Source organism: Mucilaginibacter sp. CAU 1740, from assembly GCF_039839285.1.
Lineage (GTDB): Bacteria > Bacteroidota > Bacteroidia > Sphingobacteriales > Sphingobacteriaceae > Mucilaginibacter.
Genome location: NZ_JBDOQS010000005.1, coordinates 357,067 through 373,648, shown reverse-complemented (window position 1 = coordinate 373,648; position 16,582 = coordinate 357,067). Strand labels below are relative to the sequence as shown.

General features: G+C 49.6%; 17 protein-coding genes. All 17 read right to left on the bottom strand.

Features of this window, described 5'->3' with window-relative positions; translation table 11 throughout:
- Positions 1–394: 394 nt before the first annotated feature.
- The gene (locus AAFN85_RS13930) at positions 395–1,213 is read right to left on the bottom strand and encodes an AraC family transcriptional regulator (RefSeq protein WP_347528013.1); all 819 of its coding nucleotides are present in this window, start codon (positions 1,211–1,213) and stop codon (positions 395–397) included.
- A 19-nt stretch (positions 1,214–1,232) separates the two neighbouring features.
- Positions 1,233–2,135: an alpha/beta hydrolase gene (locus tag AAFN85_RS13925; protein ID WP_347528012.1), complete on the bottom strand. Its 903-nt coding sequence runs from the start codon at positions 2,133–2,135 to the stop codon at positions 1,233–1,235.
- Between the two features lie 49 nt (positions 2,136–2,184).
- The gene (locus tag AAFN85_RS13920; protein ID WP_347528010.1) at positions 2,185–3,222 is read right to left on the bottom strand and encodes an aldehyde reductase; all 1,038 of its coding nucleotides are present in this window, start codon (positions 3,220–3,222) and stop codon (positions 2,185–2,187) included.
- A 333-nt stretch (positions 3,223–3,555) separates the two neighbouring features.
- Complete coding sequence (locus AAFN85_RS13915; protein WP_347528008.1) at positions 3,556–4,281, bottom strand: hypothetical protein; 726 nt, start codon at positions 4,279–4,281, stop codon at positions 3,556–3,558.
- 827 nt (positions 4,282–5,108) lie between these two features.
- Positions 5,109–5,246 carry a LamG-like jellyroll fold domain-containing protein gene (locus AAFN85_RS13910; protein ID WP_347528082.1) on the bottom strand — a complete coding sequence of 46 codons (138 nt, stop codon included), beginning with the start codon at positions 5,244–5,246 and terminating at the stop codon, positions 5,109–5,111.
- 385 nt (positions 5,247–5,631) lie between these two features.
- Positions 5,632–7,416, bottom strand: a complete 1,785-nt coding sequence (locus AAFN85_RS13905; protein WP_347528007.1) for a hypothetical protein — start codon at positions 7,414–7,416, stop codon at positions 5,632–5,634.
- A gap of 10 nt (positions 7,417–7,426) precedes the next feature.
- Entirely contained in the window at positions 7,427–8,503 is a 1,077-nt protein-coding gene (locus AAFN85_RS13900) for a conjugative transposon protein TraM (protein WP_347528006.1), read from the bottom strand.
- A 105-nt stretch (positions 8,504–8,608) separates the two neighbouring features.
- Positions 8,609–9,226 (bottom strand): conjugative transposon protein TraK, encoded by a 618-nt coding sequence (gene traK, locus AAFN85_RS13895; RefSeq protein ID WP_347528005.1) that lies wholly within the window; start codon positions 9,224–9,226, stop codon positions 8,609–8,611.
- A 2-nt stretch (positions 9,227–9,228) separates the two neighbouring features.
- Positions 9,229–10,359, bottom strand: a complete 1,131-nt coding sequence (gene traJ / locus AAFN85_RS13890; RefSeq protein WP_347528003.1) for a conjugative transposon protein TraJ — start codon at positions 10,357–10,359, stop codon at positions 9,229–9,231.
- Positions 10,360–10,361: 2 nt separating this feature from the next.
- Positions 10,362–11,009: a TerB family tellurite resistance protein gene (locus AAFN85_RS13885; protein WP_347528001.1), complete on the bottom strand. Its 648-nt coding sequence runs from the start codon at positions 11,007–11,009 to the stop codon at positions 10,362–10,364.
- Complete coding sequence (locus tag AAFN85_RS13880) at positions 11,006–11,668, bottom strand: hypothetical protein (RefSeq protein ID WP_347527999.1); 663 nt, start codon at positions 11,666–11,668, stop codon at positions 11,006–11,008. The genes AAFN85_RS13885 and AAFN85_RS13880 overlap by 4 nt, the downstream gene beginning before the upstream one ends.
- A 23-nt stretch (positions 11,669–11,691) precedes the next feature.
- Positions 11,692–12,369: a conjugal transfer protein TraI gene (locus AAFN85_RS13875; RefSeq protein WP_347527998.1), complete on the bottom strand. Its 678-nt coding sequence runs from the start codon at positions 12,367–12,369 to the stop codon at positions 11,692–11,694.
- Positions 12,366–14,822, bottom strand: coding sequence for a TraG family conjugative transposon ATPase (locus AAFN85_RS13870; protein ID WP_347527997.1), 2,457 nt, complete (start codon positions 14,820–14,822; stop codon positions 12,366–12,368). The genes AAFN85_RS13875 and AAFN85_RS13870 overlap by 4 nt, the downstream gene beginning before the upstream one ends.
- Before the next feature lie 34 nt (positions 14,823–14,856).
- Complete coding sequence (locus AAFN85_RS13865; RefSeq protein ID WP_347527996.1) at positions 14,857–15,651, bottom strand: hypothetical protein; 795 nt, start codon at positions 15,649–15,651, stop codon at positions 14,857–14,859.
- Entirely contained in the window at positions 15,648–15,983 is a 336-nt protein-coding gene (locus AAFN85_RS13860; protein WP_347527995.1) for a DUF4133 domain-containing protein, read from the bottom strand. Before AAFN85_RS13860 ends, AAFN85_RS13865 begins: the two co-directional genes overlap by 4 nt.
- Positions 15,984–15,990: 7 nt before the next feature.
- Positions 15,991–16,122, bottom strand: coding sequence for a hypothetical protein (locus tag AAFN85_RS13855; RefSeq protein WP_347527994.1), 132 nt, complete (start codon positions 16,120–16,122; stop codon positions 15,991–15,993).
- A gap of 6 nt (positions 16,123–16,128) precedes the next feature.
- A complete protein-coding gene (locus AAFN85_RS13850; protein WP_347527993.1) occupies positions 16,129–16,575 on the bottom strand; it encodes a hypothetical protein in 447 nt (148 codons plus the stop codon).
- Positions 16,576–16,582 lie beyond the last annotated feature (7 nt).

Sequence of the window (16,582 nt, the reverse complement as noted above, 5' to 3'; positions counted from 1 at the left end):
TGGTAACGTTTCAGGGGTAAGCGGGAATAATAGTGTCTTCATGAGCCGGGGCCGTCTTACTTGCTGAAATGAGCAACGGACGATTTTTCCGTAAGGGCAACTTGCGGTGTCCTTAGCGGGCGTGGGAGATAAACTAACAACGATGATCTGAGGTTTTACTATCCGCTCATCATCCGGTTTAACCAGTATTTCAAATTTAAAGACCAGGGATCATTTTTAAAAGAAATGATCCCTGGTCTTTGTAACCGAAATTTTTCCTCGGATTTTATTCCTTTAATTTCCTGAAGCGGCTATTAGTGTAACTTTACACCAACTGCAAAGTTGCTTGAGCGCTCAGTTTTCAAGCTAAAGGGTGCTTTTGGTTTGGAAGAGGACACGTATCGTTCTGATCAGTTTATTTGGTATTGCGATGTTTTTTTAGCGCTGCAGGGCTTAAGCCAAACCGCTTTTTGAATACAAAAGAGAAGTGGGACAGGTCTTCAAAACCCAGGTCTGCGTAAACCTCCGTTACCCGCATTCGCTTATCAGTTAACAGGTAATGGGCCTCTGTTAACCTTTTTTCCTGCAGCCATTTTGCGGGTGTGGAGCCGTATTCTTTGAAAAAATCACGTTTGAACCCGGATATACTGCGCCCGGTAAGATAGGCAAGCCTTTCCACGCTCAGGTTGTACCGGAAATTTTGTTCCATAAAAGCTTTCAGGTTAATTTTTCCCGGAGGGTCGAAATCAAACAAAATGTTTTTGAGTTCGGGATGTACCTGTAAAAGCACGAGCAGCGCTTCTTTAAGTTTTAGCTTCACCAATTCCCGGTTACCTGATTCAAAATAGGCCATGGAGTGCTGCAATGAATCCATGAAGTTCTGTAATAAGGGGTGCTTTTTTAACCGGATGGAGGGAGCGGGTTGCATTTTTGCATCTGCGCGAAGCTCTTGCTCTTTGGCGAATTCCCTGAGTACATCTTCGTCAAACTGGAGGGATATGGAACGGAATGGTTGTTCTCCCGCGGGCTGTTTGATGAACCTGGCCAGTTTGTTGCGTACGTTAAAGCGGAAGTCGCCGGGATTAAACAGGGCAGTGTCTTTGCCGTCACGGACAAGCAGGCTGCCGGAAAGCTGACAGGCGAAAGCATGCTGCCGGATGATATTTTCGCCTTTAACGCTTTTTTTATAATAGCAGGAAATCAGTATGCCGGTCTTTGCTGAGTGCGCTTCCATGACTTAAAGATCTGTAAATTTAATGGATATAGGCGGACAGGAAATCTTTTACGGTGTTCCGGTACAAATCAGGCGCATCGTGAAAGGACATCGCATGGCGCGCCTGAGGTATGATCAATAATTTTTTAGGCCCTGCCGAGGCCCCGTACAGTTCATATACCATGGACACCGGGTTATTGTCATCCGCAGCTCCATGAATAAACAGGATGGGGACCTGCGTTTTTCGGACCTGTCCGAGAGCGTCGGCTTCCTTCAGGCTGTAACCCGCTTTTTTTCGGGCTGTTTTGTCCGCCAGGTTAAGTAAAGGAAAAGCAGGTATGTGATATTGATGTCCCATCAGGTAGCGGAACTGAGCGTAAGCATTGGTAAACCCACAATCTGCTACGATCGCTTTAACCTGCGGGGGCAAAGTGTTTTCCCCGCTCATCATCAGGGCGGCGGAAGCGCCCATGGAGATCCCGTGGATAACGACCTGCTGCGCATTGCCATAGCGGGTAAGCAAAAGCTGTAACCACTGCTGGTAATCGAGCCGGTCCAGCCAGCCCATTCCAACGTAGGCTCCGCCACTATGACCATGTCCACGGTTATCAGCCATAAAGACATTGTAGCCCCATGCCCTGTACAGATCAGCGTATTTAGCCATCATCCGTGCGTCGGCACGGTAACCGTGAATAAGTATGGCGAGCTTATCCGATTTGAGCAAAGCCGGGCGATAATAGCCCTGCAGGCTTGCGCCGTCGTTGGCCCTTAATCTTAGGGTATCTATTCCTGGCTGGCTGAGCCATTGCTGACCATACAGGAGGTCCTCGCTGATCATAGCGCTGACCGGATTTTTGTGATCTGTTTTGCGTGCTGCCGTATCCTGGCGCCTGATCGCGTTAAAGACCGGATTACAGCTTTCAAGGATGGCGGCGATACTCATGATCATCAGGCAATTTAGGGTAAATATAAATTTGTCCGTTATCATCACCTCAGATTTTAATGATGTTTTTTTCAAGCAAGCTTTTCGCGGTATCCACGATCAGCTCCTGATTCGGGCGAGGGCTCCAGTCCAGCATGATCCTGGCTTTTTCGTTAGACGCATTCCTGATAATACCTAAATTTGGCAACAGTGGCCTGAGTTCCGGTTTGAAAAGGGATAGAATTCGGAGGATCCAGCTGGGGGAGACTTTAACAGGTATCCGTTCGGCGATCTCGGGAATGTGGCTTTTAATGGTTTGCGCGATTTCCTTAAAACTCATGTTACCGCCACTTAATGCTATAAAACGTTCACCATTCGCTTCAGGAGCCAGCATGGCACGGATATGCAGATCCGCAACATCCCGGACATCCACGAGGTTTGTATAGAGGTCCGGCAGGGCAGGCATAGCTCCGGACATCATGCGTTCGATGATCCTGACAGAACCCGGGAAATTTTCAGCCAGCACGGGTCCGAAAATCCCCACCGGGTTGATCACCGCCAGTTCTGTATCCCCTCCGGTTCTTCGGATAAAATCCCAAGCGGCTTGCTCCGCTACTGTCTTCGACCTAATATAAGCGGGAAGCTTGACTTTGTTGTCGGTCCAGTCCGATTCTGTGAAGAGGTGGCTTTCGGGATCGGTGCTGTAGCCGATAGCGGCGAAGGAAGAGGTAAGAACGACTCTTTTTACCCCTGCCCGGTGAGCAGCATTCAGTACCCGTAAAGTCCCTTCGCGTGCCGGAACGATCAGGTCATTTTCGTCTTTCGGTTCGCTGTCCGGAAAAGGGGAGGCCACATGGAGCACATAGGAACAGCCTGCCGCGGCTTCGTTCCAGTGATCATCTGTTAGCAGGTCCGCTTCTGTAAAACTCAGTCTTTCCATGTGACAGGTGTTGACGGCCCCTAATCGCATCAGAACATCTTTTTGCCTGTCCAAAGAGCGGATCGTTGTTCTGACGAGATACCCGGCTTCAAGCAGTTGCAGGATGCAATAACCTGCCAGAAAGCCGCTTCCGCCCGTTACCAGGACGGTCTCTTCTTGCTTTTTCATCTTGTGTTTGACTTATAAGGCAAAAGTCAGGGTTCAAAGGAATATTTGTTTTGTTGTGGTGTTCAATTTTTGTTTGTTGTGAGGTCCTTTTTTGACCTTTGTATACCTGATCGTTGAACCGGGTATCAGGTAGCCTCCGGTTGCTGGAAAGCGGGCATTGCCCTCCAGATAAAATAATGCCCGGGTCTGCCGTTGCTTCAATAGCTGCAATGTTCCTGTTCACTTCGTTTTTCGCATCAGGGGCTGCATTGTAATCATCGTTGATTGGTGGCCCCGTTTCTTATTCAAAAGACCACATGGCTGCAATGACCGCCGCAGAGCCGCCTCAAAAATTTATTTAACTTCGGGCAAGCTAACCGGTAATTGATCCAGGGATACGAGTGGGTAAACTTTTGACAGGTACAGATAAAAGAAGACTATTGAGATTGTCAGGACGATTACGCCCAGCACAGAAGATGATACTTCAATACCAGATAAAGAGGCCTTGAAGGAAGTGCCCGCATTGGCCGGTGGTGACCGCTTTTTTACGCTTTTTACGGCGATATAGAATTGTATGGCAGAAAATAATAAGCCGCTCAATACCAGAACGACCACCATTATAAAAATAATATTCCCTGTAAATTGCTGGCGACTGATGACTTGCCGGCGGTTTTGAAGCGCCCACATATAATAGGAACTTACGGAGTCGTTTGTGGCCTTGCTATTCAGGTTTCTTTTTTCGATGGCAATGTAATAGGCGATCTGCGAACCTTGATATGCCTGAAATACTGCGGAATCGGATCGGTCACGGGGGGGCGTATCATTAGCCGCGGAACTTTCCTGCCGGTCTTTCCTTGCATCGGTCTGCTTACCGCGGGCAGACTTTGGAACGGAGGCCGTCTTGAAATTCTGAGGTGCAGCCGGTTTGACAGGAGCAGCTGCAGGTATGGAACGTTTCGCAGTATCTGTGGGTGTTGCGTTACCGGGTAGTATGGCGGCTGTATCCAGCCCGGTTTGGCACATCCCGGCTACCGGGAATGCCAGTAAAAAAAATATCATGATAGCGCGGGATATTCTCATATAACTTCAGGTAGATAAAAGCATAAGGTGCTGATGCTCTGTAAAATTAAGCTAAATTATATGAATCCGCTTATGCAATGCCGGGATTGTCATGAAAAACGAAAAGGTCAATCCCTGGGAGTTTATTCCAGGCGCGCAGAACACAAAAACCTCTAAGGTGACAGGGCTGTGTTCGACGGCTGAAATAATGATCTGATCAGCAGGGCTGGTGTTTTCATGGCCGGCGTATCCTTGCAGTCCGGGTGGGGGAAGAAGAACGGAATGCTGAGCCGCCCATGTGAGCTGATGAAGCTGTTACGGAAGAGAGCTTTGCCCGTGAGTCCTGTAGACTTGTATGTTACGGTTGCGGTAGGTATGATTACACCGAATGCTTACTTACCAAGGGCTGGTATTTTCAGTCATTATATGGCAGGCGATCCTGCCGGCGAGCTAAGTTCAGTCAACCGATCTTTTTTCACTGACACCGCATTCAGATCTTGACAGGAAAGGCAGGCGGCAATGAGCATATGCCATTCTGCAATTGATGACCATAGATTTCCTTTTAAATCATAAAAGGCTGCCTGGGAACAGGCAACCTTTTTCTCCGCCACTTAAAAATGAGCGTTGATTTGTACAAGGGTAAAATAACTTTATGGCCGTTCCATCGTGTCAAGGAACTTAACCTCGTTGTCGCTTAAAAACTTATTATTGAGGTGCAGATCATCTATAGCGCCAATAAATATGCATTCGGACTGTTGGGATCCGTAAAGTTATAAGCTGTTTTAGCCATTTCGTTCCCGATAGATACCGGTGGCGGGTTGACCAAAGCGGTTGGGTCGCCGGTAACGTCAGCTGTTTTTTACCATTGCGCCGTTGATGTAATACTTCGCCGTACCATTAGTAAAACTTACAACCAGATGCGACCATTTATCAAGCTGAACCGAAGCTCCAACATCATCCTGGTCATGATCGCCGGTTGTGGTCATCACGGTGAGGAAAGGCAGGTTGCCGCCCCTACTCTAAAAGTCTGAAGAACGACTCGCTTTTTATACAAATAACCTGAACACTACCCATCATTCCTATCCCCACATTTCAAGATTATCCGGCTGCGCTCATTGCGCTTATAGGACGGTTGGTAAATAATGTACCCGAAATCATGAAGGTCCCGGATACATCGATGATAGGTCGTGCTGGCTGAAATTTTGGCCAATGGCATAATCTCATGCGCATAGGCCCGCACTATGCCTGGAAAACCCGCAGACTGCCAAAACTCTACCAGCGTCGCAAATAAACCAATATGGGTACTGCATATCCTCGGGTCGTTTTTGACCGACCCGAAAAATACCGATAAGGGTTTGCAAGCTTCCATGCCTAAATATGCACCCCCTGCCTGCGGCGCTGTCCCTGGTTCCGTTTCTGTTCCTCATTACTTTGCGACTTAACTACATCCTTAGCGGTTGGCGTCTGGTTTTGAGATGGCGTATTTGTTTGCGCCTGTTCAGCAGCACGGGCTACAGCCGCCTTTTGTACTTCCTGCGGTGTCATCTCCACAGCCTGTGTTTGGCTCACTTTTTGTTTTTCTACTTTACGGACGTTTAGGTTTTGCCCGTTGGCATCGTAAAAATCCAAACGCATCATGCGCGGGTTGGCAACGACGTAGGCCTGCGTTTCATTACCGTTACGTACCAGCGTAATTTCTACCCGGTTCCCTTTTTGCAAAGGCCGCATAATGATGTTGCGGTCATATTTTTCCTGGACGTTTTTGATCGGGTATTTTTGCAACTCCTTTTCATGGTCCCAAAAAATAACTTTCGGGTGGAAGTTGCCATATTTATCCGCCTCCTTAAAATTCAGGCTCCGCCAGGCGAAGTAAGTCTCGCCGGTTGGCCTCATCCTCGTCATGCCATTTTCTTCTTGGGGTTCCATTTTCGGTTGTTCCCGGTAAACAGCTCTGCCATCCATCATATTGTAGCGTTCCTGAAGCGTATAATTATGCTTCGACCCCACAAAGAAGGTTTGTGTGAGATCTTGCATCCCATCTTTTTTAAGCGTTGATTCAAAACGGTTGAAAAAAGTAATGTCTTTGGCAAGGTCATCGCCCTTTGAAAAATGGAGTACCGAATCCACCACATCTTTCCCGAATTGCCTGCTATGGTTCAGCGTGAACTCCGACAAGTTCTGATCCATTTTGGTTTGCAATTCTTCTTTAAGCCCTTCGCCAAAACCCAGGTTCTTGAGTGTATCGGCGTTATAATTAAAACTTTCCTGATTCATAATATTTACTTTTTTTAAGGTTAATACTTCTTTCGTAAAATGGCTGGAATGGGTTGAAGCCGCCAGTAGTTTTGGGTCCGTCTGTTTCAACAGGCCGTCATGTAATCTGACCGCTCCGCGGTCAGCGTCAAACCTTGCGTAGAGTGTTTGTCCAATAGTTACGGGACGATCCAGTTTGTTGGCAGTTGATGTCCGAATACTTCCATCTCTATCGCAATGAAGTGTGAGTAGGGTAATGCCGCAATGTTCTTCCGGCCAGCCTTCCAAATCCAATTTCAAAATGCGCCCACGGTACTCACCGGCAAGGATGAGGTCTGCAGGCCTTTTATTGGCCGATAGTTTTTGGCCCATGTCGAAAAGGAAGTTTTGCCCATCTTCCTGGCGCTCAAAATATTTTAGTATTCCTACCTCGTGTCCTATCTCATATATCTGATGACCCGGATGGGTGTGCTCGATCACCAGGAAGCGCTTAACCTCTTTCTCCGGCTCGATCACTTGCTGCCATTGCACCGGGAAAAACATTTCTCGTTGTAAATATGCCTGCAAGTCGTTCATTTGCCAGCCGGGCTGGAGGCTAAGGTTCAAATCTTTTAATTGCTGCCCGATCTCTGGTAAGTCATCACGAAGCGGTAAATGCTGTTGATCAAAGCTTGCGGCGAGATTAGCCACCGGAACCAATACATGGTCGGCAACGACAAATTCTTGCTCGAGATAGTCGAACACATTATTAGCCGCTGTACAAAATCCTTCAGCTTCACCAACGGATGCGTACCCATAAAAGGCGGGGTCGTCCTTACTCCGGTCAAAAGCCACCCAATTCCATTTTTGCTCTGCAGCTTTTAGCAGAAATTCAGCAACTTGCCCGCGATTGTTTAATTCCATAGACTGGTATTTAGTGTCCCGCTTTGCTCAGGCTGTTATCACGCAACAGCAGTTCATGCCCTTTTTTCAACCTGCCTTTAACCCGCTTTACTTTTTTAGAGAATAGGCCTTTGGCGGTGTTAATGCCCGCAGTCGCCAGTTGTGCCGTCATGGACGGGTCCATCGTCATCATATCCACTGTCTGCACACCGTTAACCATACCCTCTTTTAAGGCATCGCCGGTCACCGCTTCCGGCACACTGATCCCTTCCATGCCATCCGTCCGGTCATACACCGTTAAGTCTACCGGGATAATGTTCAGCCCGATGTGCAGGAGTTTGATATTGATCTTCACCCGCTGGTTGTAGATATCGCCACTTCCATAGATCAATTGCCCTTTGGTAAATAACTGGCCGTTCAGGCGTACGCTATCCAGTAAGCGCATCCTGATCACCGTACCCTGCACGATTTTCTGATTGCCGTCTATTACGGCAGGTATCGCTCTAAATTGTTCAACCGCCTGTCTTGAAGCAGTAGCGTTGTTTTTTTCGCGGACACGCTCCGGTTGCTGGATGTCCAGCAACTTTTCCAGCAAGCCATTCATTTGTTTGAGTTCGGGATCCTCTGTAGTTGCGGGGAAATTTGCGGGGTTCTCAAAATTGTTCTTTGATGGCATATAAGCGGCGCTGTTTGTCCTTGGAGTTTCCGCAGGTTTATTGATGGTCGCCTGTAATTCAGCCAGGCGTTTATTCAGTAAAATTTCTTTAGATGCGGCCCCATGGTCTTCACCGATGCCAGCCCCGCCAAAAATATCGGGCTGGTGAGGGGAAAAAACACCATTGGGGTTAAGGGCCTGTCCTGATGCAGAATCAGCCAGCCGTTTAGCGTAAGGGTCGGTTTGCTGCGCCTGCTTCAGTTTGGCAGAGTCTGCGGCGGCACGGTCGTAAAAGCTCATTTTATCCATACCGTGTTCGTCTTTAAGTTTCGCATCCGGCAGATGGGTGTTGAAGCCGCGGGCACGACTACTTGCTTGGGTTTCTGCCTGTGCCTGGCCACCGCCCAGGGTGCGAAATAGCAGAGTGGTAAAAGCAAATACGACTAAGGGCAAGACGAGTAAGGCTTTTCGCTTATGTTCCTGCTGTAGGGTTGTTGTTTTCATGATCTTTATTTTTTGAGTTTTTATTTTTTTAATGCGTTCGGGAACGCCTAACCGTTAGCGGTTGACGACCTTGATATCCGTATTCTCCAATGTTGACCAGCGCTGGATGAGGAACCCGTGCGGGTTATTATCGCTCCTGCCAACGTTACGCAACTCACCGGAGGTGACCAGGCTGCGGGTTACCGTGCTGCTGGTGCGGATGATACTTTGCGTCGCGTAACATTTAAAGGCGTAAGGGTAATTGCGCAGGTCGATGTTGATGCTGTCGATCTGCAGTTGCTGGCTGATATTGCCGGAAATGATGTTGGCATAGTAACCGCTTTCGCTCAGGTTATCATAGGCACGTTTAGCGGTTTCATCTGCAAGGTAAAGCGCTTTACCGAGGTTCGCTTTGTTCGCCTTTTCATCCGGTGACAGGGTAAAGAAAAGCTCATGGAACGTTTTGATATGGTCGCGGGCTTCTACGGCGACGTTATCTTTCCGGTCGGCGGCTACGGCGTCCAGCACTTTGCCGTTGAACAGGATATACACACGGCTTTGGATAGTCGCGATCAGCCGGTGGCTTTGGTAAACGGTGAAGCCGATACCCAGGAAGGCGCAGGCAATCACCGCGATGGTAAATGCGCGGATGTGCTGAAAAGCCGTTTCGATATTTTTGAGTTTTTTGAACATGGTTATTGAGATTTACCGGGCGAGCCTTTCAGCTTTTCCGTGTTGTAAGTATTCTGCTGTGTTTGTTTGGCGCTGCTTTGCTGATGGTTGGTTTGCGAACTGGAAGCAAAGGCGTTTTTCATTACCGAGCCGCTGATGTATGAAACCGCCATGGAGGCCATGGCCGAGGTTTTATTGAACAAAGCATGGCCGCCGACGTTCATGATGTAATTGGCTATGCCGGGTACGGTGAAATATCCCAGGATACCGATGACCAAAAAGATCAGGTAAGCGGTATTGGTATTGCCGAACTCATTGCCCTGCAACTGCCCGCTCTGGGCGAGCGTGATCATATTCACCTGGATCCTGGCGATGATCGCCCCGAAAATATTGGCGACCGGGAGCCACATAAAAACATTGACATACCGCGCCAGCCATTGCTTCAGCGTATGCTGGAAGCCATCGAATATGCTCAGCCCGAAGCAAAGAGGGCCTAATATGGCCAGTACGATCAGCTTGAACGTCCGGATGGTATCGAGGCAGAGCGCCGCCGCCTGGAACAATACGTTCAGCACCTCGGCGATCCATTTACGCGCCATGTTCTTGATACTCCAGCCGGAAAAGGCATCGGAGATCGGATTTCCTGATGAGCCGTCGGGGCTGGAATTGTCGGGATGGCTGTACTGGTACCATTTGTCAGGGTCGGCATTTTGCTGCCCTGCCGGCAAAGGATCGTTATCATCATCCGGCCGGGAAGTCAGGTAGGCGATGGCTGCATTGGAACGGGAAACCATGTTTTCCGTGGCGGTCACCACGGGTTGCAGCACGCCATTCATTAAAGCCAGCACCGCAGGAAAGGCAGCGATACAAACGCCCAGGGCAAAAGGACGTAACAGCGGATAGACCTCTACGGGTTCAGCTGCCGCGATATGTTTCCAGATCCTTGCGGCAATGTACCAAAGTGCGGCAAAGCCACCGATGGCACGTGCCACGCCGATCATACCCTGGCAGAGCGGCAGCATTTGCTGGTAGAGTTGAGAAAGTACGCCCTGCAGGCTGTGCAGGTCATCTGCAACCCCTTCGGCATGGGCAGGCTGCGGCAACAAGCTGGCGCAAACGGCCAGCATTGCAATAATCAAAATATGTTTTTTCATCGTTAAGGGTTGATGCCGTAAAGGCTGTTGATGGTTTGCTTATCTCCGGCCGACTTTTCGCGCAGGCGAACCGTTTGCCCGGCCTGGTCATTGAACTTTCGCAGGTAACTCAGCTGGTTTCGGCTGTCGAGGAAGATACGGTCGATTGCCGCCAGTCTTTCCGCATCGCTCATCCGTAGCTGGCTGTCGCTCATGACCATTCCGAGTTGATCCAGGCTTTTCAGGCTGGCATCGACGAGCTGGCTATAAACAGCGGAGAGGTACTGCAATTCTTCGGGCGAGAACCTGCCTGAGCTGTTGAAGCGTTTTGCCGCGTTTTTGTACTCGCTGAAAAGTGTGGCCTGGTCGCTGATAATATCTGCCACCCGCGGGTATTTACGGACAGCCGGGCTGACCAGTAAAAGGCCGTCCAAAAAAGCCTGGTGCAGAGAGAAATTACCCTGTGACACATTTTTGACCGCGCCGTAACCCTTGCTCAACACCTCATAACCGGAGTGCATTTGCGAAAGGACGCTTTTCAACCCGGCCAGTTTTTGGTAATCCAGTACCAGTTGCTCGATACAATCAGCTACGGATTGTGCCCGGCTTTGGAGCGGTGCGGAGCAGGCGAACGCCAGGCCCAGCACGATAAATTTAAGCTGCTTTTTCATGGTTGGGGATTGCCGTAAAGTTTCCGGATTTGTTCGTTTTCCGCTTTGGCGCGCTGGCGGTTCTGTGACAGCGAATGGGTTTTTGCCGCAAAAGAAGCGGCAAACGCAGCTTTATCCTTCATGCCCGCATAGATCTTATCCAGCCGGTCCAACCGCTGCTGGTCGGTCAACTGTAATTTGCCCTGGGTTAGGACGTCATTTAATTCAGCCATATCCTGGCCTGCCAGCTTGATCAGGTTCTTTGCAACCTTTTCCAGGTAGGCCAGTTCGGCAGGTTTGAGTAACTCGTTCTTTTTTTGCCAGCTGATCTCCGAGTTTAAACGGTTGCTGAGTTCCTTATACAGATCGGTAACAGCTTTGCCCTTTGGGTTTTGCTGAACTACAGTGACCTGTTGCAGGGAATTAAAATAACCCGTATGCAGGCCAAAAGTCGCGCCTTTCAGTTCATCGGCCAGGTTAAGCCCATTGTGCATGATGTTGTAGCCACTTTTCAGGGCGCTGACGTAGGTGTAGATTCCGCCCACCTGGGCCGCCATCAGTTTTTCTTTTTTGCCCTGCTGCCCGAAAAGGTCACCTAAGGAATAGGATTGCGCGTTTGCACGGCCTGCCGTCATCCCGGCGCTGAAAAAGATAAGTACTAAGCAAAGTTTGGTTTTCATATGGTATCTGTTTAAAGTGTCAATTAATGGCTGAGCCCGTAAAGCTGCTGTACGGCGGAACGGTCGAGCGCATCCCTGGAACGGGCTAGGCTGAGCAATACATTCTGCCGGTTGAACTGGCGCAAATGATCCAGGTTCAGCTGGATGGCTTTTGCCGCCTGGTCGATCCGCAGCCAGCGGTCGGCATCATCCATTTGGGTCGTTAATGCCGTGACTGCCGTGGTTACGGCTTCCAGGTTACGCAGGCTCTCCTGCAAAATACCGTCGTAGACCGTGGCCATATAGCGGAGTTCCCCGGCTGAAAAATGAGCGTCTTTATTGAACAGCACGCTGGCCCGCTGGCATTCAGAGAGTAATTGCTTTTGGCGGGTGATCACATCTTTCACCATTTGGTAATCCGCCAGCAATTTTTTGACCTGCGCCAATTCTTGATAATAACCGGCGTACAGGTTCCGCTCTTTATCAAGCCAGCCGTTAATATCCCGGAGGCTGTTCAAGTGCAGCGTATTCTCGATCTGCTGTTCGGCGTTTTGCAGTGCGATGGTTTTGTTCTGCAGGCGCTGCACACCCAGGTCAATGGCTACGATCACTTTTTTGATCAGTCCGGAAACCACGTTGACCACCGGTATCTGCGCGTTTGCCCGTCGCGCTGCCAGGAGCAATACCACCAGGCAGAGTATTATGGAAATTTTCTTTTTCATGAGGTAGCTTTAGTTAGTTTTTTTTCGGCGACCAAAGCGGCGATACCGGCTTCGATGCTACCATGTTTGCGGGCAAATTCCTGCACCTGTACACGTTCTTTGCCTTCAGTGGTAAAAGCATAGTATTCCTCGGGGCAGAGTTCATTTTTGTACACTTTCATGATTTGCCCGCCGATATCAATAAAAATTTCGCGGTTATCCTTATTGACCGACAGCAGGATGGTTTTGCCTTTATCAGACAGGCCCAGCGTGTCCTGCAGCTTGTCGAACTTGCCCTGGAACTTGCGCATATCCATCAGGATCTTGATGTCCGCGTTATTGATGATGGCATCTTTGATGATCGGTGAGGAAACCAGATCCTCCAGTTCCTGGGTAATCACGATGGGTATGCCGTTGAATTTCCGGATGGTTTTAAAGGCATAGCGCAGGAACTCGGCCATGCCGGATTTGGCGATGGCTTTCCAGGCTTCATCAATGGTCAGCACTTTACGTACACCCGCCAGCTTTCGCATTTTGGAGATGAACAGTTCCATGATGATGAGCGTAACCACCGGGAAGAGTATGGGATGGTCCTTGATCTGGTCCAGTTCGAACACGATAAAAGGCTGGCTCAGCAGGTCGAGGTTTTCACTCGCATTGAGCAGGTAATCAAACTCGCCGCCCTTGTAGTACGGGCGTAATACATACAGGAAATTATCCATATCAAATGCACTTTCCTTCACGCGGTGCGACTGGAGTACCCCACGATAATCGCGTTCAAGGTACTCGTAGAAGGAGTTAAAGCCGGGGAATACCGGGGCGTTTTGTGCTAAAAATTCATAATAACCCTGCAAAGCGTTGGATAAAGCCACATATTCCGCCCGGTTAAATGTTTCGTTCTCTCCTTTCCATAGGGACACCAGCAACGCTTTTAAACTTTCTTTTTTTTCGGTATCCAGCACTTCGCCTTTGGATAAATAAAAAGGGTTGAATTTGATGGGGGCGCTTTCGGTATAGGTAAAATAATAGCCTTTTAAAGTATCGCATAAACCGAGATAGCTGCCACCGATGTCTACGGTTACGCAATGCGCGCCCTGATCATAAAGCGAACGCAGGATATGGTTAACGGTCATGGATTTGCCCCCGCCCGACGTGCCGCAAACCAGCGTACCCATATTGGAGGTAATACCCTCGTGGCGCGGAGCATCAAAGAGGTCGGCGTAAACCGGCCGGCCCGAAAGTCGGTCGCAAAAGCGGATGCCCTCAGAGGATTTTGCCGTTTTGTAATTGCTCTCCAGGTTCAGGAAGCAGGCTGCCTGTTCGGCGAAAGTATCAAACGTATCGTTTACAGGAAAGTCTGCGGCGTTGCCGGGGACGCCCGACCACCAGATCTGCGCCGCGCCATCGGTTTCCGGTTTAGCTGACGCATCCATCGCGGCTAAAGCGGATAAGACCTGGTTGCCTTTTACCAACAATTCTTCCCGGTCAGCCGACCAAACCATCACATTGAAATGCGCTTTAACCGGTAAGCGCTGCTGGCTGATGGCCTCGTTCAAGAAATCATTGGTCGCGTCCAGCGCAATGGCATTTTCACGCGAATAGGCGGACAAAGATTGCAACCGCAGTCTTTTCTTTTCCAGTTGTTTTAATGTTGCCTGCGCATCGCCTACAAAAATATACTGGTTATATACATGGCTGGTATTTAACAATAAGCCGAGCCTGGCGGCAAAGCTGACCGGGAACTTGGTTTGGTCGGTGGAGTAGGCTTCATAAGTTAGCCTTGACCCGCAGTGTGCGGGCAGGCTTTCGGTATCGCCGAGGGTATAAATAGCGACTTCGCGGTTCCCGATTTTTAAAGCATCGCCAAAAGCAATATCCTGATATAATTGTCGGCCTTCCTTTTCCGCCAGGAAACAATAACGCTCGATCAGCCCGGTCGATTTCAGCTGGCTTTGCAGGTCGCCTGCACCCACTTCTATCACGGTGATCAATCGGGTGTCTTCCAGCAGCCGTTTAAATTGGGTGGCCGTATCACGGAATTCACGCACAGCCTGTGCGCCAAGCATATCACGAGGCACTAATGTCGGCCGGATCAGATTAGAAAACAGGGAACTGGATGGTTTGCGCGCCTGCGGCTTGCGGGTCAGGTAAACGATACAGTCATGCGCCAGGTATTCCCGCCCGGTAAAATAGCGGTCGCTGGCTTCACCTAAAAATGTCGGGCGTTTAGCTTCCGCGGCAGGCCTAATCTGCTTTTTCAGGAACCAGTCCTGTTTGTGCAGTACGCTGTCTTTGGGTAAAACCCGGATGGCTTTTACCCAGGCCTGGTGCAGGTTTTCGTAATCCTCATCGGATAACGTAAAAACTTCCGGCAGGCTGATGCGGAAAGCGAGCGTAAACTCGCCCTGCTTGGACAGGATGGCATCGTTTTCAATGCCCAGGATCGGTAATATATCTTTCAGTTGTTTTTCCATCTCAAATCTCTTTCACGTTCACTGGTCTGCCCCTTTAAAATCCCGGCCTTTTGCCTGGCCGCATGCGCCGGGTAATTTGCTCATGCTCGCGTTGCAGTTGTTCCCGGTTTTCCCGGATCAGGCGTGGGACATAGGTTTCGCTGAGCGGGATAACTTCTGCTTTCAGTTCTTTTTGTATCGGATACCGGCGCAGCAGGTCACGTTCTGCCATACCATAGATGCGCGCCGTTCCGACCGGATCAAGCCCGATCTCATTGGGAAGCCTGATCTTGATGATACCGTTGGGAAACTCAGTCAGCTTCGGATCCAGTTGTACTACCTGCTTCATGATGGGTTCATAAAAAGCCTCGTAATGCCAGCCGTCATCGGTTATCTCCAATGATTTCAGGCTGATGACCGGGAAGAAATATTCCGCGTGTCGCAGTTCCTGCAAACGGAGATCGACAATGAATTTTTCGCCGGCGATATCGATCTGTGGAAGGGTTCCGTTTTGACGCGCCTTTAACGCTTCCTGGTCAACCATGACATCGAAATCCGTCCTGCCTGCTAATTGCTCCGGGCTTAGCCCATACCTGGCAGCCATACCCTCGGGATCGAGTTCAATCAGCGGGGGGATGATATAGGGTTCTGCTTTCTCAGGATCGGTTGCCGGAATTTTGTTTTGTTCATCCCAGGCCAGCAGGTAGTGGTCACCGAAATCGGTCATTTGATTAATAAATGATATTTCTTTCTCGGGCGCATCTGTTTGTCGTAGCACTTGGTTCTCAATATCCACCACGTAACTGATCTGATCGAAACTATAGATAACCGGTTCTCTTAATTTATTCATCGTTGTACCTCCTTATCGTTTAACTGCTGGAAAAAGCGGCGGCCGTAGGATTTGAGGACGCGGGGGACGCGCTTGCGGGCCATGGCTTTCATGAGGCCATGTTCTCCGTATTTTCGGCTGAGCGCGAAGATTTTAATACTGCCAAAGGCGGCGGTAGAACCACATACCGTAAAGCAGATGAGCGAGCCCGCACCGAAAATGTATAAGCAGGCGAAGACAATCATCAGCCCGAGTACCAAACCGGCGAAATACCAGATGTATTGTGCCCTTAGGCCCCGGAATTCGATACTTTTATTGATGCCTTTGTTAATGGTGTAAATGCTGTTGTTCATGTTTTTTTTAATTTTTCCAGGTGTTTTGCCGCAAGGTGGCAATAGCATCCGGCGATAAGATATCACCGGGTTGGTAAGCCAGTGCGATGCGGATGGCTTCGATATTGTCTCGGAGTTTATGGAGGGAATTGAATGCCATGCCTGCTTAGTTTTCGGGTTGTTGGTTTTCGAGGTATTCAGCGATCATACCGGTGACGGCATCGCGCAGGGCGGGCAGATCCTCGTGTTCTTCGCCAAAGCCGAAGACGTCGAAAATGGGTTCGCAGGCACCGGTCAGGTTGATCAGTTCGTAGGTTAGGATGCCGCTGCGGTTCATTTGCTGGTAGGCTTCCGGGAACTCATCCTCCAGCAGTTCGCGCATCCAGCTGAAGCGGGACGGGCGAAGGTCACGGGTAAGTTCTTCGAGGCATAAGGCTTCGATGACATAACCCGGGCGGTTCTCTTTTTGCAGTTCTTCGATCAGTCCGCTGATGGAATCCACTTTGCTGCCTAAATAGTGGCTCAGGCGATGATCTTCCTGTAAGGCGATGAGCAGGTCGGTATGGTGCTGCACCATATAGCTGTGCAGTTTGCCGATGAGTAGCGTTTTCATAGTCGTT